Source organism: Halorubrum sp. BV1, from assembly GCF_000746205.1.
Taxonomy (GTDB): Archaea; Halobacteriota; Halobacteria; order Halobacteriales; family Haloferacaceae; genus Halorubrum.
Genome location: NZ_JQKV01000001.1, coordinates 232,335 through 259,210, shown reverse-complemented (window position 1 = coordinate 259,210; position 26,876 = coordinate 232,335). Strand labels below are relative to the sequence as shown.

General features: G+C 64.8%; 24 protein-coding genes. 7 read left to right on the top strand and 17 right to left on the bottom strand.

The genetic code is table 11. From position 1 onward, the window contains the following. Positions 1–22: 22 nt before the first annotated feature. The 4 genes from EP28_RS01275 to EP28_RS01260 all read right to left on the bottom strand — a co-directional run bounded on the left by EP28_RS01275 (position 23) and on the right by EP28_RS01260 (position 7,109). Positions 23–2,470 carry a methyl-accepting chemotaxis protein gene (locus tag EP28_RS01275; protein ID WP_049982200.1) on the bottom strand — a complete coding sequence of 816 codons (2,448 nt, stop codon included), beginning with the start codon at positions 2,468–2,470 and terminating at the stop codon, positions 23–25. Between the two features lie 60 nt (positions 2,471–2,530). Beyond that, positions 2,531–3,163 (bottom strand): class I SAM-dependent methyltransferase, encoded by a 633-nt coding sequence (locus EP28_RS01270; protein ID WP_049982199.1) that lies wholly within the window; start codon positions 3,161–3,163, stop codon positions 2,531–2,533. Positions 3,164–3,258: 95 nt separating this feature from the next. After that, complete coding sequence (locus EP28_RS01265; protein ID WP_049982198.1) at positions 3,259–5,421, bottom strand: type II secretion system F family protein; 2,163 nt, start codon at positions 5,419–5,421, stop codon at positions 3,259–3,261. Next, positions 5,418–7,109, bottom strand: coding sequence for a type II/IV secretion system ATPase subunit (locus EP28_RS01260; protein ID WP_049982197.1), 1,692 nt, complete (start codon positions 7,107–7,109; stop codon positions 5,418–5,420). The genes EP28_RS01265 and EP28_RS01260 overlap by 4 nt, the downstream gene beginning before the upstream one ends. Before the next feature lie 137 nt (positions 7,110–7,246). On the opposite strand from EP28_RS01260, the gene EP28_RS01255 reads away from it, so the two are divergent. Beyond that, a complete protein-coding gene (locus EP28_RS01255) occupies positions 7,247–7,702 on the top strand; it encodes a DUF5793 family protein (RefSeq protein WP_049982196.1) in 456 nt (151 codons plus the stop codon). Positions 7,703–7,734: 32 nt separating this feature from the next. Here EP28_RS01255 and EP28_RS01250 read toward each other — a convergent pair whose 3' ends face one another. Next, complete coding sequence (locus EP28_RS01250) at positions 7,735–8,574, bottom strand: SAM hydrolase/SAM-dependent halogenase family protein (protein ID WP_049982195.1); 840 nt, start codon at positions 8,572–8,574, stop codon at positions 7,735–7,737. Positions 8,575–8,733: 159 nt separating this feature from the next. After that, on the bottom strand, positions 8,734–9,264 hold the full coding sequence (locus EP28_RS01245; protein ID WP_049982194.1) for a nicotinamide-nucleotide adenylyltransferase: 531 nt from the start codon (positions 9,262–9,264) through the stop codon (positions 8,734–8,736). Between the two features lie 170 nt (positions 9,265–9,434). Between EP28_RS01245 and lonB the strand changes: the two genes are divergently transcribed. The 3 genes from lonB (at position 9,435) to EP28_RS01230 (ending at position 12,866) form a co-directional block, all read left to right on the top strand. After that, the gene (gene lonB, locus EP28_RS01240; protein ID WP_049982193.1) at positions 9,435–11,690 is read left to right on the top strand and encodes an ATP-dependent protease LonB; all 2,256 of its coding nucleotides are present in this window, start codon (positions 9,435–9,437) and stop codon (positions 11,688–11,690) included. 53 nt (positions 11,691–11,743) lie between these two features. Further along, complete coding sequence (locus tag EP28_RS01235) at positions 11,744–12,526, top strand: CBS domain-containing protein (protein WP_049982192.1); 783 nt, start codon at positions 11,744–11,746, stop codon at positions 12,524–12,526. A gap of 94 nt (positions 12,527–12,620) precedes the next feature. After that, the gene (locus tag EP28_RS01230) at positions 12,621–12,866 is read left to right on the top strand and encodes a hypothetical protein (protein ID WP_049982191.1); all 246 of its coding nucleotides are present in this window, start codon (positions 12,621–12,623) and stop codon (positions 12,864–12,866) included. Positions 12,867–12,969: 103 nt separating this feature from the next. Here EP28_RS01230 and EP28_RS01225 read toward each other — a convergent pair whose 3' ends face one another. The 6 genes from EP28_RS01225 to EP28_RS01200 all read right to left on the bottom strand — a co-directional run bounded on the left by EP28_RS01225 (position 12,970) and on the right by EP28_RS01200 (position 18,623). Further along, the gene (locus EP28_RS01225; RefSeq protein WP_049982190.1) at positions 12,970–13,650 is read right to left on the bottom strand and encodes a MogA/MoaB family molybdenum cofactor biosynthesis protein; all 681 of its coding nucleotides are present in this window, start codon (positions 13,648–13,650) and stop codon (positions 12,970–12,972) included. Positions 13,651–13,723: 73 nt separating this feature from the next. After that, complete coding sequence (locus EP28_RS01220) at positions 13,724–14,140, bottom strand: DUF7124 domain-containing protein (protein WP_049982189.1); 417 nt, start codon at positions 14,138–14,140, stop codon at positions 13,724–13,726. Positions 14,141–14,185: 45 nt separating this feature from the next. Continuing rightward, positions 14,186–14,395, bottom strand: coding sequence for a DUF7979 domain-containing protein (locus EP28_RS01215; RefSeq protein ID WP_230455242.1), 210 nt, complete (start codon positions 14,393–14,395; stop codon positions 14,186–14,188). A 67-nt stretch (positions 14,396–14,462) separates the two neighbouring features. Next, complete coding sequence (locus EP28_RS01210) at positions 14,463–16,637, bottom strand: PAS domain S-box protein (protein WP_049982188.1); 2,175 nt, start codon at positions 16,635–16,637, stop codon at positions 14,463–14,465. Positions 16,638–16,691: 54 nt separating this feature from the next. Continuing rightward, a complete protein-coding gene (locus EP28_RS01205; protein ID WP_049982187.1) occupies positions 16,692–17,930 on the bottom strand; it encodes an NAD(P)/FAD-dependent oxidoreductase in 1,239 nt (412 codons plus the stop codon). Positions 17,931–18,026: 96 nt separating this feature from the next. Beyond that, complete coding sequence (locus EP28_RS01200; RefSeq protein ID WP_049982186.1) at positions 18,027–18,623, bottom strand: DUF1684 domain-containing protein; 597 nt, start codon at positions 18,621–18,623, stop codon at positions 18,027–18,029. Between the two features lie 138 nt (positions 18,624–18,761). On the opposite strand from EP28_RS01200, the gene EP28_RS01195 reads away from it, so the two are divergent. Together EP28_RS01195 and EP28_RS01190 are read left to right on the top strand one after the other, a co-directional pair. Beyond that, a complete protein-coding gene (locus EP28_RS01195) occupies positions 18,762–19,358 on the top strand; it encodes a DUF6149 family protein (RefSeq protein WP_049982185.1) in 597 nt (198 codons plus the stop codon). A gap of 61 nt (positions 19,359–19,419) precedes the next feature. Next, the gene (locus tag EP28_RS01190; protein ID WP_049982184.1) at positions 19,420–20,460 is read left to right on the top strand and encodes an AI-2E family transporter; all 1,041 of its coding nucleotides are present in this window, start codon (positions 19,420–19,422) and stop codon (positions 20,458–20,460) included. A gap of 63 nt (positions 20,461–20,523) precedes the next feature. Here EP28_RS01190 and EP28_RS01185 read toward each other — a convergent pair whose 3' ends face one another. The 5 genes from EP28_RS01185 to EP28_RS01165 form a co-directional block, all read right to left on the bottom strand. Further along, complete coding sequence (locus tag EP28_RS01185) at positions 20,524–20,904, bottom strand: truncated hemoglobin (RefSeq protein WP_049982183.1); 381 nt, start codon at positions 20,902–20,904, stop codon at positions 20,524–20,526. 139 nt (positions 20,905–21,043) lie between these two features. Beyond that, on the bottom strand, positions 21,044–21,451 hold the full coding sequence (locus EP28_RS01180; protein WP_049982182.1) for a DUF7475 family protein: 408 nt from the start codon (positions 21,449–21,451) through the stop codon (positions 21,044–21,046). Positions 21,452–21,605: 154 nt separating this feature from the next. After that, complete coding sequence (gene hpt / locus EP28_RS01175; protein WP_049982181.1) at positions 21,606–22,175, bottom strand: hypoxanthine/guanine phosphoribosyltransferase; 570 nt, start codon at positions 22,173–22,175, stop codon at positions 21,606–21,608. 117 nt (positions 22,176–22,292) lie between these two features. Further along, complete coding sequence (gene cofH, locus EP28_RS01170) at positions 22,293–23,735, bottom strand: 7,8-didemethyl-8-hydroxy-5-deazariboflavin synthase subunit CofH (RefSeq protein ID WP_049982180.1); 1,443 nt, start codon at positions 23,733–23,735, stop codon at positions 22,293–22,295. Between the two features lie 126 nt (positions 23,736–23,861). Then, the gene (locus tag EP28_RS01165; protein ID WP_049982179.1) at positions 23,862–24,884 is read right to left on the bottom strand and encodes an HFX_2341 family transcriptional regulator; all 1,023 of its coding nucleotides are present in this window, start codon (positions 24,882–24,884) and stop codon (positions 23,862–23,864) included. Positions 24,885–25,464: 580 nt separating this feature from the next. Between EP28_RS01165 and EP28_RS13580 the strand changes: the two genes are divergently transcribed. Next, positions 25,465–26,253, top strand: coding sequence for an FkbM family methyltransferase (locus tag EP28_RS13580; RefSeq protein WP_196219582.1), 789 nt, complete (start codon positions 25,465–25,467; stop codon positions 26,251–26,253). The last annotated feature ends 623 nt before the right edge of the window (positions 26,254–26,876 follow it).

Here is a 26,876-nt window from a genome sequence, read left to right as displayed (position 1 = left end):
TCTGTGCTCCCGTTCCGAGCGTTCAGTTCCCGCTCTCGGAGCCTCCCGTATCGGTACCGGTCGGGACGTCGACAGCGCCGTCCGCCGTCGATTCGTGCGTGACGCCGCCGTCGGCGCTCACCGCTTCGCCCGTCGCATCGCCCTCCTCGACGTCCGAGGCGACGACGCCCGCTCCGGGGGACTCGACGTCGGTCGCGTCGAAGGTGAACCCGGAGTCGTCACCCTCGATTTCGGCGTCGGCCGCGACCTCGAACCCCTGTGTCATCCGCTGTAGGTCGCGTGCGCGCTCGGTCAGGTCGCGCGCCTGAGCGGAGACATCGCCGAGCGTCGCGGCCTGCTCCTCCGCGGTCGACGCGACCGTCGTCGCCTCGGCGGTCGTCTGCTGGCTCACGCCCGCCAGATCGTCGACCGCGCCGGTCACCTCGCTGACCGACGACGCCTGTGCGTCCATCGCACCGGATATCTCCTGGATCCCGTCGTCGGCCGCCGCCACCCGCTCCGTCACCTCGTCGAGCGCGTTCTCGGCCCGCTCGACGGTCTCGACGCCGTCGTCTATTCCCTCGCGGATCGCGGTCATCTCGGCGACGGTCGCGTCGGTGCGGTCGCGGAGTTCGTCGATCAACGCCTCGACCTCGGCCGCCGACGCCTGTGTCTCCTCTGCGAGCGACTTCACCTCCTCGGCGACGACGGCGAACCCGGAACCGGCCTCGCCCGCCCGAGCGGCCTCGATGCTCGCGTTCAACGCCAGCAGATTGGTCTGGTCTGCGATCTCGGAGATCGTCTCGACTATCGCGTCGACCTCTTCCATCTCGGCCTCTAGCCGCGAGATCGTCTCGGCGGCGGTCTCGGAGCGGTCCTCGATGTCGTGGAGTTCCCCGGTCGCCGTGACGGTTGCCTCGCGACCCTCCTCCGCGGCCTCGCTCGCGCGCTGTGAGGTGTGTGCGACTTCTTCCGAGGACGACGCGACCTCCTCGACGGTCGCCGACATGTCCTCCATCTCGCCGGCGACATCGGACAGGCGACGACTCTGACGCTCTGCACCCGCGGAGATCTCGTCGACCGCGTCGCTCGTCTCTCTGCCCGCCGCCGCGACCTCGTCCGCGCCGTCGGAGACCGCCTCGCTCTCCGCCGCGACCGTCGTGGCGAAGGCGTCGACCTCCGCTATCGCCGTCTCCAGTTCGTCCATCGCGTCGTTGAATCCGTCCGCGATCTCACGGAGCGCCTCCGGATCGTCGGGGTCGGCGTCGAGACGGGCCGTGAGGTCACCGTCCGCGCAGTCGTCCATCGTTTCGCCGAACGCCGCGGCGCGCGCTTCGAGCCGCTCGGCGAACGCCTCGCTTTCGGCTTTTGCCGTCTCGGCCCGCTGTCGCTGCGTCTCGGCCGACCGGATCTGCTCGCGCAACGAGTCTCGCATGGTCGAGAACGCACCGTACAGGTCGCCGAACTCGTCGCGTCGGTCGGTGTCGAACGACACGTCGAGGTCGCCGGACTCCAGCGAACGCGCTCTCCCGGTGAGCCGATTCAGTTCGATGACGGTCCCGCGACCGAGCGTCGCTCCGAGAAGCCCCAGCCCGACCACGGCGACGCCGACGATCAAGAGCAGGTTCCGACCGATCATCCCGGAAAGGGCGTACGCCTCGGAGAGCGGAACGTGGACCGCGACGCGCCAGTCCTCCGAGGAGACCGGCGCGTACGCGACAAAGTACTGCGCGTCCCCGGCGAACTCGAACGTCGCCGACGACACATGGCCGATCGCGGATTCACCGAGGACAGCGTTCCCGACCTCGCCAGCGTACCGTTCGCCCGCGACGCCGTCGCGGTCGCTCGCGCCGATCGTCCCGTCGGGCTCGACGAGCGCGGTGAACGACCCCTCCGTCGGCTGTCTGAGGTCCGCGACGACGGATGCGAGCGACACTTCCATGACGAGGTAGTTGCGTCCCGGCGTGTGTGCGACGTACGAGACGTACCGCTCTCCGTCGATCTCGTAGGTCGGCGACGTGTAGGTGTCCGTTCCCACAAGGAGGTTGTCGGCCATCCAGCCCTGACCGACGATCGTGGAACCTCGCTCCCCGTCGGTCGAGGCGACCAGTTCACCCTCGGTTCGCTCGACGAAGTGGAGCGCTACGACGTCGTCCGCCTGCCACGAGAGGTGCGACGTGAGGTAACTCTCCGCTTGCTCGGGCGATCTCGTGGCTCCGAGCGCCTCGCTTCCGGCGAGTTCGCGGGCGGTCGTTCGATGCTCGCTCGTCCACACGTCGAGTTCCGTACCGCTCAGCTCCGCGACCGCGGTGTAGTCCTGCTGGGCGCTGTCTTCGAGGCGGTCGGTCGTCTCAGCGTAGGTGACCGCACCGACCCCGCCGATGGCGACGACGATGAGGAGCACGACGACGGCGAACTTCGCGAGATAGCTCCGGGTTATCACGTCGGGACTCACCCGACGGAGGAGACGGTCGAGAGGATTCGAACTCATTGTCACGACGGGGACCGCACGGCGTAATTAATGCTCACACCTACATCTCTAAACTGATAATCACCCCTCGGCGTCGGTCACGACGGCATAGCAGTTCCCGCTTGAGACCGTCGATTCGACGACCGACAGCCGGCTCTCGGCGAGGTCGGCGTCGAACTCCCGCGGCGCGTAGATGTGATAATACCGTGGGACCGTCTCGCCGCCCGGTAGCGTCCAGTCGACGGTGGTGTCGAACCCGTCTTCCCGGTCGAAACGGTCGTGAGCCGTGCTCCACGCGCTCACCAGCGCGGTCCCCTCCGGTTCGAGCACGCGGGCCAGTTCGTCGAGGCTGCGGACGCGGGCGTCTCGCGTAGGTAGGTGATGGAGCGTCGCGACGTACACCGCGAGCCCGACCGCGTCGTCGGCGACCGGCAGTGCGGCGGCGTCGCCGTGGACGAACGATGCGACGTCGTCGAAGTCGCTGTCGCGCGCTCGCTCGACCGCTTCCCGGAGGAGTTCGCGGCTGAGATCCACGCCGACGACGGACCGTGCGCGGTCGGCGAGCGATTCCGTGTGCCGCCCGTTACCGCATCCGACGTCGAGCGCCGTAGTCGCCGAGCGGTCAGCGAGGAACGACTCGACCTCCGGCCACGGGTGCTCTCGGGTCTTCGAGAAGTGAGCGGCAATGCGGTCGTACGTCGCCTGCGGGTCCATACCGAGGGTTCGACGGCCCGCGATATAGGTCCGGTGGCCGCGGGCGCGGGCGGACCGGTCACGGACACCGGCGGAGGGGTTCGGGTCGGGCGGGGTCAGACGAACCCGATCACGGCGAACGCGACGAGCGTCACCACGAGCAGCACGACGACGTGTTTTACGCCGTCGCGGACCGATCCCTCTCCGAGTTGGCCGGCGACGAGGCCCGAGCAGAGCGCCTGCACCGCCGCCGCGTGGAAGAACAGCTGCTCGTAGGCGAACGCATCGATGTCGCCGAGTCCGTCCACGATACCGGACTGGCCGCCCGGAAGGCCGCCGCTCGTAGGCGTCCCGCTACTCGGGACCGCAGACTCGACCGCGGGGATAAAGGATACGGAGAGCGCGGCGATGATCCCGAGAAAGACGAAAAAAGAGATGTAGATCACGACGAGGTACGTGAGCATGACCTGTCGGCGCTCACGCCGAAGCGACCACGTCGCGCGCGCCTCGTCCGCGGCGATCCGGAGGACGGGTCCGATATCACCGCTCGCGTACATCGCGTTCGAAACGAGCGTGACCGCACGCGAGACCATCGGCGACCGCACGCGCCGTTTCAGTCGCCGCAGCGCAGTGGCGACGTCCGCTCCCCAGTCGATGTCGCGTCGCGTCCGCTGTACGTCCGCCGTCAGCGCCTCCAGATTCGAATCGGCCACGCGGCGAATTCCGCCGACGACGGAGGTTCCGGCCTCGTTGACGCTGGCGAGCCGGTCGAGGAAGTCGGGGACCGCCGCCTCTCGCCGCCGAACGCGCCGTTTTCTGACCTCGTAGACCGCCGCGTACGACCCGAGTGCGATGACCACCGCGACGACGAGCGGCGCGTCGAACTGATCGACCACCTCGACGGGCGTCCCGCTCGCCACCGGGAGCACCGCCGCAATGAGACCGATGGCGGCGAGCGGAACGGAAACGAAAAACACCGTGTGCGGTTCGGCGAGGACACTCGAAAGCGGCGACGCGACCCAGTCTCTGACTCCTCGGAGGCGGTCGTACACGCTGAGCCGCTCCCGGCTCGCGGTCCACGGATCGGTCGGTTCGTCGGCGGCGCGCTCGCCGCCGGCCGCGTCCGGACCTCGGATGGCCGCTCCACCGTCGGCCTGCGCCGTGGTCGTCCGTCCGAGCCCTCCGTCGCCGTCGGCTGCCGCCTCTCCGGTCGCGTCGGAGGTCGTGACTGTCTCGGTACCGCCGACGCCCTGTGCCACGCTGTCGACGTAGACCACGAATCCGAACGTGGCGAGGGGTAAGCCGACGTACACGACCACGCGGAGGAGCGGGAGCGTGTCCTGTAACACGAGTCCGATGACGACGAGGATCGTGATGAAAAACAGCGGGCCGGCGACGAGCGCCGTGACGTACGCCTCCGCGAACGTCGAGAGCAGTTCGAGGTACTGCTCCTGTTTCGTTTCGGCCTCCTCCTGATACCGGTCGTACTGGTCGCTCAAGAACGCCGAGACCGGCTGGCCGGTGCCGAGCACCGACGCGAGGTTCTCCGCGAAGTCGGCGAGGTCCTCGCTCGGCGTCCGGCGCGAGGTTCGCTGGAGCGCGGTCAGCGCGTCGGTCCCGAACGCGTTCATGTCGCGCACCGCGATCGACAGCTCCGTCGCGGCCTCGCCGTACACGCCCTCGTTCTCCGCGACCGTGTCCATCACCCGTGGGAAAGCCATCCCCGACCGCGAGAGCGCGTACATGAACGCGACGGTCCGCGGAAGGGTGGCGTCGATCTCCGTGGATCGCGTGTGAGCGCGCTGGCGCAACAGCTCCCAGCGGCCGTAGTACGCTCCCGCCGCGAGTGCGGATCCGACCGTCGCCGACGTGAACGCGAGGAGGAGGAACAACTGCGGCAGCCCCAGTTGGGTAAGTCGTGCGATCCCGGCGAGAAACGAGAGGGGTTCGGGGAGCAGCCCGCGCAGGGTCGCCTCCCCGACCGCGAGCATCGAGAGGAGTCCACCGACGGCGTACACGCCGACGACGCTGCCCGCGACGCCGAGAACGCCGGCGTACAGGAGGGTCTTCGAGGCGTATTCTCGGTGCGTTCCAGCGATGTGGGCCGCGCGGAGCCGGTCGCGTTGCTGTCGGCGTCGCTCGGGGTCGCTGACGACCGCGTCTCCGAACACCAGCAGCCCGAGCCGCGTGGCGAACCGGTCGGCACGACGGCTGATAGCCGGGAGGAGTACGGCGACACAGAACGCGAGCGCGACGACGAGCGGGAGGTACGCGATCATCGCCGGTCGGCGTCTGCGGCGCGGTCGCCACCGGCGGTGACGTCACCCCCTCGATTGCCGTCGCCCGTCTCCGCACCGTCGGCGCGCGATTCGAGCCGGTCCATCACGCGCACTGGGTCGGCGTAGTACTCGTTGACGAGGGCCGTGAACGTGCGGTAGTCGGTGACATCGAGCGCGCGAAGCAGTTCGAGGAACCGCTCGCGACGGTCGATCTCGCGGAGCAGCTCCGACCGCGACCACCCGCGTTCGGTGGCGATCTCGTCCATCAGCGACGAATCGTTGCGGCTGAACTCGTCCGTCTCGGCGTCCCAGTCGAACGCCGACGAGTAGTCGAGTTCGCCGGTCCGCTGGTCTATTCCGCCTATCTCGCCGATCGTCTTCGCGCGCCGGACCCGCTTGTCGCCCGAACGGGTGAGCGTCTGGATCGAGAGCATGTCGAGCGACTGGACCATCGCGCGCGGCACGTTGATCGGCTCGTTCTCCAGCCGGTTGATGACCGTCTCGATCGAGTCGGCGTGCATCGTCGAGAACGTCGTGTGACCCGTGTTCATCGCCTGAAACAGGGTGATAGCTTCGTCACCGCGAACCTCGCCGACGATGATGTACTCGGGGCGGTGACGCAGCGCGGACCGAAGGAGGTCGTACATGTCGATGTCGGTGCCCTCGTAGCGGCGCTCGCGAGTGACAGACGAGAGCCAGTTGTCGTGGTACAAGGAGAGCTCGCGCGTGTCCTCGATGGTGATCACTTTCGCGCGCGGCGGGACGAACATCGACACCGCGTTCATCGAGGTGGTCTTCCCGGAGGCGGTGCCGCCCGCGAAGATGAGGCTCTTGTTGTGCTCGATACAGAGCCAGAAGTACGCCATCTGCTCGATCGAGAAGGTGCCGTACTCCACGAGGTCGATCGGCGTGAACGGGTCCTCCGCGTACTGGCGGATCGTGAACGCGGAGCCGCGCGGCGTCACCTCTTCGCCGAGCGCGAGCTCCGCGCGCGACCCGTCCGGCAGCGTCGTCTCTACTATCGGGTCGCCGACGGAGACATGCCGCCCGGACTGCTGGGCGAGCCGGATCACGTAGTTGTCGAGCTCCTGTTTCCCGAACGAGACGTTCGTCTCGATGTCCGTGTACTCGTCGTGGTAGACGAAGATCGGCAGGTCGTAGCCGTCACACGAGACGTCCTCGATGTGGCGGTCGTTGAGGAGGGGGTCGACCCGGCCGTAGCCGCGGAAGTCGCGGTAGAGGTAGTAGGTGAGCGCGTGGAAGGTGTCCATCCCGGCGTCGACGCCGTAGCTCTCGAGTAGCGACTCCAGTTCCCCCCGGAGCGTCGCCGCGTCGGTCTTGCCGGTCCCCTCACGGTAGAGGAGCGGGTCCCGGATGTCGTCGACGACGCGGTCGAGGAGGTCGCCCTCGAACCGGTCCAAGTCTGGTTCGACCGCGTAGTACCGGTGCTCGCTGTCCGCGTCGTCGTAGGTGACGACGACGTACGCGTACGGAGCGTTCACCCAGTACCGGTCGACCTCGCGTTCACCCTCGGGGACGTCGAACGTGGCGAGCGGGCCGTCTCGCCCGGGTCGGAACGGGCGAACGTCGATGTCAACGCCGCGCAGCGTCTCCCACACACGCGCGAGGCGTCGCCGGAGGTCCTCGACGCTTCCTCCGAGATCGGCCGCTCCGGTATCACTCGCCATTCTGTTATCGGCCGTATGCACCGAGGTGATTTAAAATCCCCTCGGCGGACATCGCGGGTGAGAACGGGCCGCAACCGCGCGAGCGGCACACCGCCCGTCAAGTTGATACGGGACGGCCGCAAAAGGAGGGACAGGCAATGCGGCGTGACTACTTCGAGTTGACCGTCGAGGGCGTCGGCGACGACGCTCGGGCGACCCCTCTGGTCCGCATCGACTTCCGCGGACCCGAGGGGCTGTTGCGCGACCGCCTCTCGGACAGCGAGGGCGAACTGCTCGCCGCGAGCGACATCGACGTGGCGTATCGCCTCCGCGAGCCGCTCGCCGCGGCCGACGACCCCGACGGCGTCGTCGCCGTGACGAACCGATACACCGGGGACTTCGTCCTGGAACTCAACGAGACGGCGACAGACGTCCTCCCCTTCATCCACGCCGCGCGCGACTCCGCAGGCGACGAGGACGCACACTACCGCGTCGAGATCGACGTCGAGGGCGACCGACTCGTCGCGTACGACAAAGACACCTTCCTCGTGTACGACCACGAGGGGAACCTCCTGCGGAACGAGAGCCTGATCCCCTCCGGCGTCGAACTCTGACTCACCGGCCACGCCGTCCGTTCCCCCGGCGCTCACAGACTGACGTTGTCGGCGACGAACCGCACCGAGTCCCCGGGCCGCATGTCGAACGCCCCGTCACCGCGGCCGTCGTTCACGTCGCACTCGACGTGACCGTGGCTCCCGACCGTGACGAGTCGCTCGCCCGGATCGACCGCGCCGAACGTCTCGACGACCGGCGTGAGGTCGCCGTCGACGCGGACCCAGTCGCGGTCGTCGAGTAGTTCGCCCGGAACGTTGGTTATCACGTTCCCGAATCGGTCGATCGCGAGTACCTCACCGTCGACCGCGGCCACGCCGCCGCTGTCGTCGCGCTCGACGGTCGGATCGGGGAAGACGAGATCGACCGGGTCAGACGCCGGCGAGAGGTCGTCCATCTCCGCGAGCGCGTCGGCGACATCGGAGGGGCTCGCCTCGTCGAGACGCACCCCGGACTCGCCGGCGACCGCCTCGTGGACGCGCGCCGCGGTCGGAGCGAACACGTCGCGCCCGTGGAACGTCGCACTCGCCGGGTCGGCGGCGTCGATCGCCCAGACGTCGACGTCCGTCTCGTCGGTCGCCAGCGCCCGCGCGGGCGGCATCGCGAGCCCGTTGTCGGGAGCGACGACGACGTGTGAGCCGGCCCTGATAACGAGCGCGTCGCGGCCCGTCCCCACGCCGGGATCGATCACGGCGCAGTGAACCGCGGGCGGGAACTCCGGGAGGACGAAGCGGAGCCAGAAGGCGGCCGCACGCGGATCACCGCGGGGCAGGTCGTGGCCGACGTCGATCAGTTCGGCGTCCGTGTGCCGGCGGATCACTCCTTTCATCGCGGCGGGGTACGGCGAGCCGAAATCAGAGGTGAGCGTGATCATACCCGATCCGGTGGTCGGCAAACTATAAAACAGGCGGGAGCGGCGGCCGGTCGGACGTCCGCGACGCGTCGAAGAGCCGTCTGTGCGCGTCGAGGAGGTCGTCCGCGACGCGTCGAAGAGCCGTCTGTGCCGCGTCGGCGAGGACTCTCGGGCGGCTCGTCACTCGTCTGATGGGTCCGCGCCGTTCGAGTCCGTCTCTGCGATCCGACGAATCCGCTGGACCCCGCCGATCTCTTCGATGACGCTGACGACGGACTGGGGGACGAGCCTCTCCCAGTCGCGCCCGTGGATCATGCGTTCGCGGAGTTCGGTCCCCTCCAGCACGTCGCGACGGAACATCGGCGACTGGCGCACCTCGACGCCGGCCTCCTCGAACAGCCGGACGACGAGCGGGTTGTTCGAGTAGGCCACGTCGAACCGCGGGGTCATGCTCTGGACGTGGCTCACCCACACGGAGTTGCGATCGAGGTCCTCGATGGGGACGACGTAGGTCGTGACGGGGAGGTCCTCGACGGCCTTCGTCACCATCATCACGCGCTCGCCGGCGGTGAACGGGTTCCTGGTGGTGTGAGAGTCGCCGGCGGATCCGATCCCTAAGACGAGCTCGTCGACCTCCGCCGCGATCTCCTCGACCATGTGGTGGTGACCGTCGTGAAACGGCTGGTACCGCCCGATGTAGAACCCGCGCATGGATCGACATACCGCGGGCCTCATTTATAAACCTCGTGAGACCTCGCCACGCGCGTTTTCGGGGCCTAAAACGCACCTACGTGGCGATCTGTCGATTCGATCCGACCGACCGCCGGGGAGAAAGTATATCAGTTGCCGACCCTTCCATTTTCGTAGCGACACCCGATTCTATGAGCAACGAAAAGGACACGAACGACCCGGCAACCGGGACCGACGAGGGGCGGGACGACGTCGATTCCGCGCCCTCCGAGCCGGCGGGGAACGGAGACGACGCCCCGCGGAACCCCGGTGACTCCGGGTCAGCGCCCGACGGCTCCGCCGAGTCGGCGAGCGACGACTCCGGCGGTGAAGACTCGGAGGAGGTCTGGGACGACACGGTCGTCATCGAAGACGATCCGAGCACCGACGGCGTCGGGGCGGGACGAGAGGAATCACACGGGGCCACCAGCGACGACGCCGAACCGACCGAGGGCGGGATCGATGAACTCGGCAGCACGGTCGAGGTCGAGGGGGCAGAGATCGACGACGATCCCGACGAAGACGACCTGCTGGGCGGGCTCAAGATCGACACGACGGCGGAACTCGAGATACCAGACCGCCTCGTCGATCAGGTGATCGGGCAGGAGCACGCCCGCGACGTGATCATCAAGGCGGCCAAACAGCGCCGCCACGTGATGATGATCGGCTCGCCCGGGACGGGGAAGTCGATGCTCGCGAAGGCGATGTCCGAGCTGCTCCCGAAAGAGGAGCTACAGGACGTCTTGGTCTACCACAACCCCGAAGACGGGAACAAGCCGAAAATCCGGACGGTGCCGGCCGGTAAAGGCGATCAGATCGTGGAGGCACACCGCGAGGAGGCGCGAAAGCGCAACCAGATGCGGTCGCTTCTCATGTGGATCATCATCGCCGTCGTGTTGGGCTACGCGCTCATCATCGTCGGCCAGATCCTCGTCGGCATCATCGCCGCCGGAGTCGTCTACCTCGTCTTCCGCTACCTGAACCGCGGCTCCGACGCGATGATCCCGAACCTGCTCGTCAACAACGGCGACACGCAGACCGCGCCGTTCCGCGACGCGACGGGCGCACACGCCGGCGCGCTGCTCGGCGACGTCCGACACGACCCGTTCCAGTCCGGCGGGATGGAGACGCCGAGCCACGACCGCGTCGAGGCCGGGGCCATCCACAAGGCGAACAAGGGCGTGCTGTTCATCGACGAGATCAACACGCTCGACATCCGGAGCCAACAGCATCTCATGACGGCGATTCAGGAGGGCGAGTTCTCCATTACGGGCCAGTCCGAGCGCTCCTCGGGCGCGATGGTTCAGACCGAGCCCGTCCCGACTGACTTCGTCATGATCGCGGCCGGGAACCTCGACGCGATGGAGAACATGCACCCGGCGCTGCGCTCGCGGATAAAGGGGTACGGCTACGAGGTGTACATGGAGGACACCATCGAGGACACTCCGGAGATGCGCCGGAAGTACGTCCGCTTCATCGCACAGGAGGTCGCAAAGGACGGCCGCCTGCCGGAGTTCACGGCCGAGGCCGTCGAGGAGGTCATCCTCGAAGCCAAGCGCCGCTCCGGCCGGAAGGGTCACCTCACCCTCCTGTTCCGGAACCTCGGTGGACTCGTCCGCGTTGCCGGCGATATCGCCCGCGGCGAGGACGCTGAGTTGACCACGCGCGACCATGTGTTACAGGCGAAAGGGCGCTCCCGCTCTATCGAACAGCAGCTCGCGGACGACTTCATCGAGCGCCGGAAGGACTACGAGCTGCAGGTCTCCGACGGCTACGTCGTCGGTCGCGTCAACGGCCTCGCCGTGATGGGCGAAGACTCCGGTATCATGCTCCCGGTGATGGCCGAGGTCGCACCCTCGCAGGGACCCGGCGAAGTCATCGCCACCGGTCAACTGAAGGAGATGGCACAGGAGTCGGTGTCGAACGTCTCCGCCATCATTAAAAAGTTCTCCGACGAGAACATCTCGGAGATGGACATCCACATCCAGTTCGTCCAGGCTGGCCAGCAGGGCGTCGACGGGGACTCCGCGTCGATTACGGTCGCGACGGCCGTGATAAGCGCGCTGGAGGACGTCGGCGTCGACCAGAGCCTCGCGATGACCGGCTCGCTGTCGGTGCGGGGCGACGTGTTGCCCGTCGGCGGCGTGACCCACAAGATCGAGGCGGCCGCGAAGGCCGGCTGCACGCGGGTCATCATCCCCGCCGCCAACGAGCAGGACGTGATGATCGAAGACGAGTACGAGGACATGATCGAGGTCATTCCGGTGAGCCACATCAGCGAGGTCCTCGACATCGCCCTCGAAGGCGAAGCCGAGAAGGACTCGCTCGTCTCCCGGCTCAAATCGATCACCGGGTCTGCGCTCAAGGAGGGGAACGTGTCGAGCCCGTCCAGTCCGAGCCCGCAGTGACGACCGATCGGTAGCGCCTCCCTTTTTACCATACGAGGGCGTTGTTCCCGTCGATGAGCGGCAAACCGACCGTCGACGAGTACATGACCCGCGACGTCGAGACGGTGAGTCCCGACGAGACCGCCGGGACGGTCGCCCGCCGCATGGCCGAGAGCGACGGACACAACGGATTCCCGGTCACCCAGGGCCGGACCGTCGAGGGGTTCATCTCGGCCGCCGACCTCCTCTTGGCCGACGACGACGCGCCGGTGTTCACGGTGATGTCGGACGACCTCATCGTGGCGCATCCGAAGATGAAGGTGACCGACGCCGCTCGCGTCATCCTGCGGTCCGGGATCCAGCGGCTCCCCGTAGTCGACGACGCCGACAATCTCGTTGGTATTATCTCGAACACCGATGTCGTGCGCTCGCAGATCGAGCGGGCGACGCCGAGCAAGGTCGGGAAGCTGATGCGGACGCTCGAACAGATCCACGGCGTCCCGCTCACCGAAGAGCGTCGCGAAGTCCGGCTCACGAACCTCACGCCCACGCAGGCGCGGGTGTACGCCGACGAACTCGAAGGCCGGAAATACGAGCTCGAACGCGGGCTGGCAGAGCCGCTCGTCGTCATCGACAACGACGGGACGCTCCACCTCGCGGATGGGCACCACAGAGTGATGGCCGCTCACGAGAGCGGCATCGAGACGATGGACGCGTACGTCATCGTTCCGGACGTGCGGATCGACCTCGGAATGGCCAAGACGGCAGAAAAAGAGGGACTCGACGACATCACCGACATCGAGATCGTCGACTACGCTCGTCACCCGCTCGTGGAGACGACGAAGCGCCTGCAGTGACGGCGACACCGCGCGATCGGTGCGACAGAGCACTCCCGTAGCGGTCGCGATATCCGACGGCAGGTTTTTGTCGTCTCGGAGAGAACGGTATCGTATGAAAACCCGAATCAAGAACGCGGTGTCGAGAGCCAAGTGTGCGGCGATCGGTGCGGCCGTCGGAGCCGCGGTGGGCGGCGTAGTGAGCCGAAACGCCGCGAGCACCGGCGGTGCGCTCGGCGGGCTCGCGGGCGCGACGCTTGCGGACGTTCGATCCGATCCCGACGGACTGTTTGCCGCGCTCCGGTCCGACGAGTCGACCGATCTCGACGCCGACGGAGACGCCGACGCGGCGGCGGAGTAGGTCGGTCGCCATCCGCCGGCCCGCAGTCCGTCGGTCCGCGGACCGTTCGACGTCACGGCGTTTTTCCTCAGTAGACGCGACCGTGAGCGAGCTCAGCGTTTGTTTATTTCTCTGATTTCCGCGGTTCGTCGCCGTTCTCGTCGTCTGATCCGCCGCTATCCTCATCCGCATCGTCCTCGCGGTCGCGACCGGCGAGCCCGACGAGGTGGCCGACTTCCGGGAGGAGTATCTCGTCGACGCCGAGCCTGACCGCGTTCTCGGAGCCTGGGAGACAGAACACCGGCGTCCCCGCGGCGATACCCGCGGTCGCCCGCGACCCGATCGTCCGCGTACCGATCTCCTCGTAGGAGAGCCGGCGAAACAGTTCCCCGAACCCGGCGAGCGTCTTCGCGAACAGCGGCCGGACCGCTTCCGGCGTCACGTCGTCGGGGGTGACGCCGGTCCCGCCGGTGGTGACGACCACGTCGGTGTCCTTGCGGCGGGCGAGCCGGTCGACGGTCCCTTGGACGCTGTCGTACTCGTCGGGGACGAGCTCGCGAACTGAGACCTCGTGTCCGGCCTCCTCGAACGCCGTCGCGACGTACTCGCCAGACCTGTCGCCCGAATCGAGCGAGCGGGAGGAGGAGACGGTCACCACGGCGACCGCGACGGTGTCGGCGTCGTGGTCGTGATGGTCGCCCTGACTGTGTCCGTCGTGGTCGCCGTGAGTGTGCGCTTCGTGGTCGTGATGGCCGTCGTCGGTCGACCGGCTATCGTCGCTACCGTGGGCGTGGCTGTCGCTCATGTCCCGTCGTTCGCTGCGGACGCCCAAAACACCCCCGCGTATCGACGACGATTCGATCGGCGCGGCTCTCTCACTACGGCCAGTCGTCGCGAGAGGCCGACTCCGTCGGTTCCTCGTCCGGTTCGTCGGTCGTGAGCGTCCACCCGGCGGCGTCCGCGGCGTCCTCGACGTGGAGGAACTCCCAGCCCGTCGCGTCAGCAAGCGTCTCGTCTTCGTCGTCGACACCGACGAACACATGTCGGTCAGTGTCGAACTGCTGTGCGATGTTCTCCAGGCTCTCCTCGACGCCGCGCGGTCCCGAGAAGAAATCCTGACGCACGCGGTGTTTGCGCGTGAAGTTCGTGACGACGTAGGTGGGCTTTTCGCTGACGACACCGACGTACTCCGTCCACTGCCGGGCGTTGTTGAACACGGCGTTCGGGTCGGCGAGCGTCTTCAGCGCCTCCAGCTCGAACGCCAGCGTCATGTCTGTAGATCCGCCACTGTCCATGGATCCGGTTTCGTTTCGCGGGCGAAAACAACTTCGCTTCGGCGGTCAGCGCGCGCGAATCTGGTAGTAGTCCGTGAACTTCACCACGTCGCCGTCGTCGAGATCACTCGTTTCCCGCCCGGTCCGTGGACGGCCGGCCAGTTCGCTGACCGCGGTCTGTGCGTCCTCGTCGAGTTCGTCGAAGTGGCGAACCCGCGCGTCGTCCGGGATGAGGCCGACTCTCCGGACCCGAATCCGTCTGTCTGTCTCGCGCATTGTTATGGGCTAACATACACCATAGATGGTGATAAATATTCCGGCGGCACGACGAGTGCGGCAGCGGTCACGCGTCGCGTCGCACGGCCGGCCGCGGAAGAGTGACCGTGATACGGGTTCCTCGGGGGTCCGCGTCGTCGACGCTCGCGGACCCGCCGGACTGCTGGACGACCCAGTAGACGAGCCAGAGACCGAGCCCGCTCCCGTGAAACAGGGCGTCGACGGCCTCGCCCGTCTCTAACACCTCTCGATTCATTTCCGACAGTCCCGGACCGTCGTCGGTGATCCGGATCGTCACCCCGTCGTCGGTCAGTTCCACCGCGGCCTCCACGGCCGGTTCGTCCCCGTCGTGGTGGACGATCGCGTTCCGTAACAGTTCGTCGATGGCGCGGCTGAGCCACGTCGTCGCCGACGCGGTCGCCGACTCCGCGGTCGACACTGACACCGACGCCTCCGGGAACTCGTCTGCGACCGCCGCTGCGATCCGCTCGACGGCTCGAGAGACGTCGACCGACTCCGTCTCTGGGGGGTCGCTCAACACCTCAGTGATGTGGTGGACCTTCTCGCTCGTCGACAGCAGCGCCTCGGCGCGTGCGATCACGTCGGCGGCCGCGTCGGTGGCCGCCGGGTCGTCCGACTCGGCGATCTGTTCCGCCCGCCCGCGAACGACCGTCATCGCGTTGCGGAGGTTGTGTTGCAGAACCCGGTCGACGACCCGAAGCTGGTGGGCGCGGTTCTCGCTGTCCGTTACGTCGCGCAGGACCCCGACGACGCCGCCGGCCGCAGCAGCCCCGTCTCCGGTGGGTTTGAACGGGTAGTACCGGACGTCGAACCGCCGCGTGCCGCGGTCCGGGTGGGTTCGACTCGTTCGATATTCGACCGTATTCCCGTTGAGCGCGCGACTCACTCGTCGAGTTACCTCGGAGTACTGTTCGTCGTCGACGACGTCTGCGAGGGTGCGGCCGCGGATGTCTGCCCCCTCGTCTATCCCGTGGTACACCCGGTACTGCTTGTTCGCGAACAGGAACCGTTCGTCGCGGTCGACGGCGGCAATGAGGTCGGTCGCGCCCTCGACGGCGCGCTCGTACCGTTCTAGTTCGGCTTGCTGGCGCTTGAGTTCGGTGACGTCGTGGCAGATCGCGAACGTCCCCGCCAGTTCGCCGTCGCCGTCGTAGTAGGGGTACCGACGAGTGCTGAACGTCGCGTCCCGGTCGCTTTCCGGAAACGTCGGAGAGATTTCGTACGACGTCGGCTCCTCCGTCTCCAGGACCCGCTGCCGGTGTTCGTCGATTTCGGCGGCGCTCGCGTCGTCCATGAAGGCGGTCTCGTCCGTTCCATACAACCGCTCGCGAGGCACGCCGGCGAACTCGCTCACAGCCTCGTTGAGGAGTTCGAACCCACCGTCGCGGTTCTGCAATAAGATCGGGTCGTCGAGGCGTTCGACGATGTCGCGGTACTGCTTCAGCCGTCCCTCCGCCTGCTTCCGATTCGTGATGTCCGTCTGGATGGCGACGAACCGGGAGACCGTCCCCGCCTCGTCGAACACCGGCGCGATCGTCTGATGGGCGTGATACAGCGTGCCGTCTTTTCTCCGGTCGGTTATCTCCTCTTCCCACACCCCGCCCGAACGGAGCGTCTCCCACAGCGAGTCGAAGTATTCGGACGACATCTCCCCGGAGTTGAGGATCGCCGGCGTCTCGCCCACGGCCTCCTCCGGTTCGTAGCCGGTGTGTTCCGTGAATGCCGGATTGACGTACTCGATCGTGCCGTCGGTGTCTGTGACGTATATCGCGTGTCCGGCGTGTTCGATCAGGTTTCGATACGTCCGGAGGTCGCGACCTCGAGCACCTTCGGTTCGTTCGCGGAAGATGCCGGTGTACACCTGACCGTCTCCGGGGTCGTGTTTGTGGAACCTCACGGAAAACGTTCGGGACGTCCCGTCGGTGTCCGCGAGCGGAACCGTGACGTTTCCGCCGTCGACGAGACGCTCGGGTGTCGAGAGCCGTTCGCGGAGAGACCGGGCTCGGCGGTCGGCGATGCGCTCTGGGATCAGCGATCCGAGACGTCGACCGACAAGCGCTCCGGCGTCGTACCCTAGGGTCCGCTCTGCGGCCGGGTTCGCGTACGCCACGACACCCGTCGCATCGACGGACACGACCGGATCCGTGCTCTCCTCGATAAACGAGACGTAGAACTCGTCATCAGGCGGACCCGACTGTCCGTCGTGCGCGCCGTGAAACATCGATAAAAATGTCTACGGCGTCAAACCGGGAAAAGGTACTGACCGCCGCGGACGCTACTGTTCGGTCGTCGCTGCGAGGTCGTCGACCGCGAAGCCGGGCTCCATGAGCAGGTCCGTCTGGCCGCTCACGTCGCGGCCGTCGCGCATGAGCTGTTTGAACGCCGACTGCGGCGAGAGGTCGCCGATGAGGACGCCGCCGACGACCTTGCCGTCTTTGAGTGCCACGCGCCGCCACTCGCCCTCGTCGGTCGTCGCTTCGACCGACTCGTCGCCGAGCGTCGGGTGGCCGAACGAGAGGAACGGGAAGTCGAAGTGAGTGATCGAGTACGAGGAGACCCACTCGAACGCGTCGGCACCGTACTCAACCATGTTGCGTGCGGCGACGGTCCCCTGCTCTTTGGCCGATCCCCACGAGCCGTTTTTCCCCTGCTCGCCGAGCACGAGGTCGTTGAACGTGGTGATGTCACCCGCCGCGAACACGTTGTCGATGTTGGTCCGCATGTACTCGTCGACGACGATGCCGTTTTCGGTCTCGATCGGTGTCGGTTCGATGAGTTCTGTGTTGAAGTTGAGTCCGATCGCGACGCCCGCGAAGTCGCACTCGTAGCGCTCACCGTTCGGGTCGATGGCCGCTTCGACGTGGCCCTCGTCGTCTACCTCGAAGTGGTCGACGCCGGAGTCGAAGACCGGCTCGACGCCACGTTCCCGCATCGCGTCGTGCATGATCTCTGCGCCCTCCTTCGAAAGCGCGTAGCGCCACCACGCGTCGCCGCGCATGAGGTACTTCGCCTCCACGTCCTGCGCGCCGCAGATGGCGGCGAAGTCGATGCCGAGAAGCCCCGCACCGACGATGACGGCCCGCTCTGCGTCCTCGACGCTCTCTTTGATGTTTCGGGCGTCTTGGAACGTCCAGAAGTGGTGGATCCCGTCGGCGTCGGCGTTCTCGACGGGGAGCTGTTGGGGGGTCCCGCCGACGGCGAGGAGGAGCGAGTCGTACTCGAACGTCTCGCCCTCGTGGGTGTGGACGGCGTCGTTTTCGACGTCGATGTCGACGACGACCGTGTTGAGCCGGAGGTCGACGTCGTGGTCGTCGTACCACGACTCCTGGTGGATCGAGATCGGCGCTTCGGGGAGCTTCCCCTTCGCGTACTCCTTTATCAGGATCCGGTTGTAGAGGGACTCTCCCTCGTCGGTGAGAACCGTGATCTCGGCGTCCGGCGCTTCCTCACGGAGCGTCTCGGCCGCGGACGCACCCGCGATACCGTCACCGACGATCACGTACGAATCACTCATACGCGGGCGTTCGGATTCATGGTTAATGTGGGTTGTCATCCGCGTCTGTAGCCGTGACACACCGTCGCTCACGCGGGGGGTCGAGGAAACGATCGGTCAGTTCGACTCCGGAGAGTGGGACCCAGCGGGATCGGCGGGAAAGTCTTTCTCACCGGCCTCGATCCGAACGTCGAGCCAGTTTTCCATCGGGATCAGCGGACACTCGTACGCGTGGTTGTACGCGCATGTCGGGTTGTACGCGTGGTTGAAATCGAGTATCCACTCGCCGTCGACGCGGTCGCGCTCCGGTTCGAGGTCGAGGTACCGGCCCGCGCCGTACGTTTCTTCGCCGTTGGTCTCGTCTCGGAAGGGAACCCAGAACCGGTCGGAGCCGTCGGTCGGTCGGTACGCCTGCAGGACTGACCGCTCGCCGTCGATCTCGAAGCTGAACTCGCCCCACCGGCGGTACGTCTGCTCGCCGTCAGCGGTCGTCTCGACGGTCACGGTCTCCTGCTCGTCGTGTTCGTGAAGCGGGAGCACGAACCGGTACGTTCGGTCCGGTTCGAAGTACGCTAGCCCGGGGAACTCGTCGCCGCGCATCGACTCCGGCAGCGGCGACCGCGCCGAATCGCGGAAGTGTTCCACCTTCGCCCGCCGCTCGTGCGTAATCTGCCGAACCCAGTCGTCGTCGTCGCTGTCGGTCGCCTTGCCCATACGCGGTATTGTTTTCTGTGCACAATAATGCTTTCGTCGCGGCCGCGGGTCGACAGCCGTCGCTCGAAGCGCCCGTGTCGTGCGGCAACTCGACTGCGGACGCCACAGATTCAAGGGTATCGCGGTCCAATCACGGATATGAAAATCCGCCAGAACATCCGTCACTGGGCCGCGAAGAAGGCGCTTACGACGCCGGTCGTGGGCGACGTGGCGAACGACAAGCTCGTCGACCTCCACACGAGCATCTTCCTCAACAAGGCCGACGAAGAGCGTCGTAAAGAGCGACGCGACCACCTCGACGGTTTCTTCGACGCGACGATGGACGCGTACGTCGCCGCCTTAGAGCGAGGGTTCACCGAAGCCGAGGCCCGCGAGATCACGCACGTCCAGGCCAATTTCGACTTCTTCAACCACGGCTGGACGGAGATGATGGAGATACCCGGCGACGAGTTGGAGACACACTACCGCCGCTACGAGGAGTTCTTTACCGACCACGCGATCACCATCGACGATCCGCTCGGCGCGTTTCGGCCGGCCGACGGGGTCCCCGAGGCACCGGAGACGCCGGACCGACTTGAGACCGCAGCGTACGAGAACGCGCTCGCGGGATTCGCCGACGACGTGTACGTCGAGACCGACGAGGGCGAGACCGTCGTCGGCGGTGAGACCGAAGCGCCAGACGAGGTCGACCCGAGCGCCGCTCCCGGACTCGACGAAGACGAAGCCAGCGTCTGAGACACGTCCGCGCTCCCTGTCGCCGACCACGTTTATATTGCGACAGCGAGAGGACACAGACATGAACCGCGGTCAGTCGTTTCTCCTGTTGCTCATCGGGTCCGTCGCTCTCCTGACTATCTTCGTCATCCTCCCGTTCGTCGAGTACGTCATCGCGTCTGCCATCCTCGCGTACGTCCTCTTTCCGTTCCACGTTCGCCTCTCTCGGCGGCTTCGATCGCTTCTCGCCCGCCGGCTTCGACAGTCGCTCGCACAGCGGGTCGGCAGCATGCTCTCCGCGTTGGGGCTCATTCTCACCGCCGTCGTCTCTGTTATCCTGCCTGTCGCGTACATCTCGTGGGTGTTCGCCCGCGACTTGGCCGACATCGCGCGCGGAAATACCGACATCGACGTGGCCGCGATCGAAGCCGAGATCGGTGCTCTCACCGGACAGGAGGTCGACGTCGGCGAGCTGCTCGCGATGGGCGGACAGCTCCTCGTCGACTCGCTTTTCGGCGGGGTAAGCGGGATCGTCACGACGGGGCTCCGCGCGTCGGTCGGGCTCTCGCTGGCGCTGTTTCTCGTCTACTACACGCTCATCGACGGTCCGGCGTTCGTTCGCTGGCTCCGCTCGACGAGTCCGCTGCCCCAGCACGTCACGTCCGATCTCGTGGACCGGGTCGACGCGATGACCCGCGGGGTCGTGATCGGACACATCGTCGTGGCGCTGTTGCAGGCGGCCGTCGCCGGGATCGGCCTCTGGGCCGCCGGGATTCCGGACGTCGTGTTCTGGACGTTCGTCATGGCCGTGCTCGCGCTCGTCCCGCTCGTCGGAGCGTTCTTCGTCTGGGGACCGGCCGCGGCGTACCTCGTCGCCGTCGATCAGGTGACTGCGGGCGTCTTCCTCGCCGTCTACGGGGTGCTCGTGATCGCCATGGTCGACAACTACGCCCGACCGTTCGTCATCGACCAGCAGGCACACCTTAACCCGGCGGTCATTCTGCTCGGAGTGTTCGGCGGGATCTACTCCGTCGGCTTCACCGGGCTGTTCGTCGGCCCGATCGTCATCGGCGTGCTCGCCGCGACGCTCGAAACGTTCCGCGAAGATTACGACACTATCTAGATCCGCTCGGCACGCAGCGACAACGGCGTATCCGCCTCGTGGAGAATCGAGCGCTCTCCGCGCTCACTCCGTTTCGTCGCCCGGTCGTGCCAGCAACGCTTCTTCGTACCTGGCAACCGCCTGAACGACGGCGTCCGCGTCTTCGGCAGGCACATCGAAGGCGTCCAAACTCTCGTGTAACAACTCGACCGCTCGCTGGATGTGCTCCGGGGTAAACGGAACGTGTAAGTGGGCCTCACGGATGGGTTCGGCGTCGTACGTCTCCGGGCCGCCCGCCGCCTCGCACAGGTACTCCGTCTGCGTTCGACGGAGTTTCTCCATGTCCGCGGTCTCAAAAAACGGTCCCAACGCATCGTCTGCCAGCAACCTGTCGTAGAAATCATCGACCACGGCGCGAATTCCCTCGTGACCTCCCAGACGTTCGTACAGCGTTTGTTCAGACATGGGTCATAAAAGCGAACTGATTCTCATGTATGTTGTGTCTTCTCGTAGTGGCGTCGTTGGGGTCCGTACGGACCCCGTTTGTGATGCCGAATTGGCGGATGGCCCGTCGGGCTGCTCCCGCCGTCGTCAACGCGGTCGACTACTTGTCGACGCTGCGATACAGCTGGACCGAAACGACAGCTAACACCGCCTCGGCGGCTTTCGTGATGACGACTATCGGGTTGATCGCCCCGTTCATGTAGAACGCCTCGATGCCCCAGCCGCGGAACGGAAACAGCGCGAGAATCGTCACGACCGAGTACACCGCAGCGACGAGAAACAGCTGTCGCCGCCAGAACCGGGTGAGATACAGCGCGGCCCCACCTAGAAATCCCAACCCGTTGAGCACGAACAAGACGGCCAGCACGACGCTCATTTCGATCGCTCTCGTCGTCGCCGCGAGGTGGATGAGACCGGTGACGAGAGCCATCAGTATCGCAACGTAGCCGGCGAGATTGTCGGGCCACTGTATCGCGCCGTCCGGTTGTATTGCGTTGTTTTTACTCATATACACAATACTCTGTCGCGGCGTAAAATACATTCGATTCACGTGTCGACTCTTCGAGCCGTCGGTGTCGTTCCCGGCGTCAACCGTCGGCACAAACAGAGCGCTGCACCGCGAGAGGTCCGTTCGAGAGCGCGCGCCGGGTTTCGAACTGGGGCTACTCGTCGCCTTGGGCGTCGACGATCACGACCTCGCCGTCCTCGACGGTGACGTTGATCAGCGTCTTCACGTTGTAGTCGGTGTCGTCGAGCTCGTTTTCGCCCGCCTTCTTGATCACGGCCACGACGTCGACGACGTCCGCGCCGACCTCGTCGGTGAGCGCGTCTAAGATCGCCTTCATCGTGCCGCCGGTCGAGAGCACGTCGTCTAACACGAGCACGCGGTCGCCCTCCTCGACGTCGTTGATGTACATCTCAGACTCGGAGTACCCCGTCTCCTGGAACAGCGGCACCTCGCCGTCGAGGCCGTACTGCCGCTTGCGGATGACGACGAGCGGGATGTCGGTCATGAGAGAGAGCGCGGTGGAGATGTGGATCCCCATCGCGGCGGGCGTGACGATCTTGTCGACGTTCTCGAGTTCCGCCTTCCGGATGATCCGGATGACGATCTCCCGGAGCAGCTCCGGTTCGAGCATCGGGACGCCGTCGCTTATCGGGTGGACGAAGTACTGATACTCGCCTTTCTCGATGATCGGCGCGTCGAGGAGCGACTGCCGCAACTGGTCCATGTCGCCGGTACTCGGGGCGGTTAATAAAGCGTGGCGATTGGTTGTCCTCGTGGGAGGCGATAGCAGGTCCCGACATCGCGGTTCGGAAACGCGGACGCGGGCATGCGTCGGTCCGCCTCAGTCGTCCGCCTCGGCGGATTTGGCACTCGATTCGCCGCCCGCAGACGAGCCGTCAGACAGGAGTGGCGTGCCGTCGGCCCGCGGACCGAGCTTCGGGCCGTGCGGACCGTCGTCGGGGTCGAGACGCCGACGCGTGCGGTAGTCGGTCGAGCGTTCGACCGGCGTCCGACCGATCGCCGTGATCATCTCGACGTAGTCGTCGAACGAGCGGTACTCGCCGTACTCGCCGCCGGCCCGCTTCGTGATCTCCTCGGAGAGGATGGTTCCCATGAAGTCGTCGGCACCGCAGTTGAGGAGCTTGAGGCCGTGTGCGTCGCCCGATTTGACCCACGAGGCCTGCACGTGGTCGACGTTGTCCAAAAAGAGGCGGGCGACCGCGACGACCAGTTCGTCTTCGGCGCGCGACGCGCCGCCGTCCACGACGCCGTGTCGGTACAGCGGCGTGTTCTGGTGAATGAACGAGAGGGGGACGAACTCCGTGATCCCGCCGGTGCGGTCCTGCAGGTCGCGGATCACGCCGAGGTGCTCGGCACGGTGTTCGACCGTCTCGACGTGGCCGTACATCATCGTGGAGGTCACGTCGAGGCCGGCCGCCACCGCGCCCTCCATCGCCGCCACCCAGTCGTCGGTGCCGATCTTCCCCGGACAGATCACATCGCGGACCTCATCGACGAGGATCTCCGCGGCGGTTCCCGGCGCGGAGTCGAGCCCCGCCGCGGAGAGATCGCGGTACACGTCCTCGTACGTCCAGTCGGTGCCGCGTTTGGCGTGGTACGCCTCTTCCGGCGTCATCGAGTGGACGTGGATCCCGCCGACCGACATCGCCTCGATCTGTTCGACGTAGGTGCCCGGATCGGTGGCGTAGCTGTCCGGCGGCGTGTAGTTCACCTCGCTCGCCGGGTCGTCGTAGGCGGCGAGGATCTCGTGGTGTTCCGCGTCGAGCGCCAGCGCGGGGTGAAGCCCGGAGACCGAACACACCTCGTAGACGCCCATGTCGAGCGCGTCCTCGACTACCGCCTTCGACTCCGCGGGGGTCTTGGTGAACCCCGCGTGGTCGACGTCGCTGTCGGCCTCGAAGGCGTGAGCGGAGTCCTTGAAGTTACAGAACAGACAGCCGGTGTTACAGGCCGTGGTGACGTTGTTGTTGATGTTGGCGACGAACGTCACCTCGTCGCCGACCGCCTCGCGTCGTCGCCGGTCTGCGGCCTCCAACACGGCCTCCTTGCGGACCGGATCGATCCCGTCTCGGTCCGTCCCCGTCGCGAGCAGTTCGACCGCGTCGTCGACGGTGAGCCGCGTTCCGCCGCGGGCCTTCGCGAGCGCGTTCTCAAACGACTGGTCGGTCGAGGGGTCGGCGAAGTCGAACTCATCCGCATCGATGGCGGCGGCTCCGCCGTCGGAGTCGCCCGGAGTCGCATCGGAGTCGCCGGCCGAAGTCATCCCGTAACTGTCCCCGTCCCACGGGTAAAAAGCGGGCGGTCACGGCACTCCGGATCGCCGAGAGAACGCCCGTCTCAGACCCCGGCCGGTGTGTCCGGCGCGCCTGTGTCGTCGGATATCACCGGTTCACGCCAGATCGCGGTCGTCGTCGGCGTGGGCGCGGACCCACAGCTCGCCGATCCGCGAGAGCGTCGTCCGGTAGGACTTCCCGCGCTCCTCGCGCTCGATGTAGCCTTTTCCGCCGGGACCGAGGCGGTCGACGTTGTAGATCACCTTCGAGCGGAACGAGTCCGTGTACTCCTCGTTGAGGTCGGCCGCGAGCGTCTCGGCCAGTTCGGAGACGGAGGCGAACTCGCCGTGCTCGCCGAGGGTGAACAAGACGAGTTCCTCGAAGGGCTTGACGTTCTGGAAAGAGGCGACGGGCAGCTCGATGACGTGGGTGTCGCCGATGCGCTTCGCGCCGATGGTCGTTCCCCGCTCGTCGAACTCGGAGAGTAACTCCGTCGTCGTCGCGAGCCGGTCCGCGATTCGACCGGTGTCGACGCCGGAGGTCTCGTTCCCGGTTTCGGCCGTGCCGTCCTCGCCGTTGCGCTCCGCAAGCAGTTCTTCGAGCAGGTCCCGGTTGGCTCGCAGCTCCTCCGCGAGTTCCGTTTCGAGGTACTTCTCGGGGGCGGTGTAGTAGGTGTGGATCCGGTCGCGGTCGTCCTGCCGCTCGACCATGATCGAGTGGGCGGCGGTCGCGAACGCGAACGAGACCGGACGCGGCATCGAACAGAGGTTCACCCACACCTCTCGGTCGTCGCCGCTCGCGGCGTCTGTGGTCACCTCGCCGTTATCGGTGGCGTCGTCCGCGCTCACGTCGCCGTTCGCGCCGCCGTCAAGCTCCGCGTTGATCAGGTCGAAGGCGCGTTCGAAGGCGGCGTCGTAGTCGTACACGTCGGTCAGCCGCTCGCGGACGGTCTCCGCGCCGAGTAAGTTCGTGAAATCCTGTTCGAGCTTCCGGGCAATGTTCCGCGAGTACTCCACGTTGGCCTCGCTGCCGACCGTCCCCTCCAAGAGGATCACCCGGTCGACGTCGAACTGGTCCCGGATGAGCGGGGCGATCATGCGGTCGTAATCGAAGCCGACCGGCACGATGTGGGTTTGCATACCCGGGACAACGGGACGGTGTTTAAATAAAGCACTAGTTTCGCTACCGTTGATACGCACATCGTGGATATTTGTCGCCGCGCCCTCGTGGGGTTCCATGAAAACGTAGGGGCTGTGGCCCTTTCAGTCCTTCCCCTATTTCGAGAAGAATCAGTGAGTATGATACCTCAAGCGCACTGATTTCGGGCATTGAGGGAAGCATTCACCACAACAAGCACGAGAGTTGCGTGCGGCCCGCGTGGAAGCGCTCGTTGATTTACCGAGACATTGGGCCACCTTCTGTAGAATGCTATCTAACGGCTTGAGCGGCTCCGAGAGCGGTCATATATCCACCCTATGTTAGCATAGGAATCTCTCGGAGCCGTCTCGCGGTTCTGAACGACGTCTACTCGCCAGTCGTCTCCTTGCCAATCGTTTTGTTCATTCCACAGAAACACGTCGTCGCGTTGAATCCGAACCCGGGAGTTAGAACTCGCTTCCGAGAGGGGATATACCACTTTGTGACGAGAGGTTACTCACAGTTCGTTATGCGACTCTTGAAACCAGAAATGATATAATGATATATAATCAGAGGGACTGTATGTACGGGAAATTACGGACGGCACTTAATATTCTGTATACAGAAGGCCCTCATGTTTTATGCCGTGAATTTTACTCGGTTTTAAAAGATGTTATACAGAATCAGTTGATAAATAAGACCGGTCGGGACGCTATAAGAGATAGATTTGAAGATGTTAAAATGCTAATCGACAAAGAGAATCCAGTGATTGTCGATGGTGGTGCTCATAAGGGCTCAACAATCAATCAGTTTGGTGACGTATTTTCAGACCCAACCATTCATGCCTTCGAAGCAAACCCGTACCTATCGCAAAAACTCACAAATAATATGGCAAATGATACTGGTATAAATATATATAACCGCGCATTAGGTTCTGAAAATACATCAGTTAAATTTAATATCAATAAAAATGATGCCACGTCGTCAGTTCTAGAGAGTTCAGAAATTAATTTTTCTCATCAGGGCGAAGGAGTAGAAACAGAAGAAGAGGTTAATGTTGAACAAGTTCGTATTGATAAGTATATTGAAAATGCGCCGGATATAATAAAACTTGATTTACAGGGATATGAATTGGAAGCGTTAAAAGGAGCAAGCGGTCATTTACCAAATACAAAATTAATTTTGACTGAAGTAGAGTTCCTTGAGCTTTACAAAGAACAACCACTTTTTACGGATATTGTCAAATTTCTCCGAGGAAAAAATTTCAGATTGTTTAACTTGTATGAGTTATGGACTAGGGAAGATGGCCAACTTACAGCTGGTGATGCCATATTTGTCAATAATGATTTCTACGAACCGAATGATTTCTGATTTAGACCGATGTGAGGCCAGTCTACACGTCTCCGGTGGGAGCGAAGTATCGGCTCTCGTAATATACTTTGAGGGCCCAATTGACTAATGATGCTACCGGCCGTAAAGTGTCGAAGATACCTACGCGTGTTCTAACACGACTGGCCGTTCGCTCTGACAGTAGCCCTACTGTGAACTGCTGAAGTGCTATTATACCTACTGTGAGCGCTCCTGAAGCCAATATTTGGTACGCGAGGGGCTGGCCCTTATTAGTGTACCAACTCTGATTATTGATATGGCAACAGAATATGCCAGTATACCCGTTCGCCCTGAAACGCGTGACCTGATTCGCTCACTGAAACGAGGCGGACAGGATTACGAGTCACTCATGCGACAAATGGCCGACCAGTACGACCCTGACGAGGCTACCCGCTAATCGGTGTTTCTCGTGAGGAAGGCAGAATTTTGCCGGGGAGTGTCCAATCCCAACCGGCTCAACTACCGAAGATAAATCAGTAAATGACGACAACAAAATATACCGATTCGACCGTAATAACTCCAGCGCATAGTGAAGATAACCAATCTCGACATAGCGTTCAAATTCTGGGCGGGCTAACCCCGTTTGTTCGCTACGCCGAGACAGA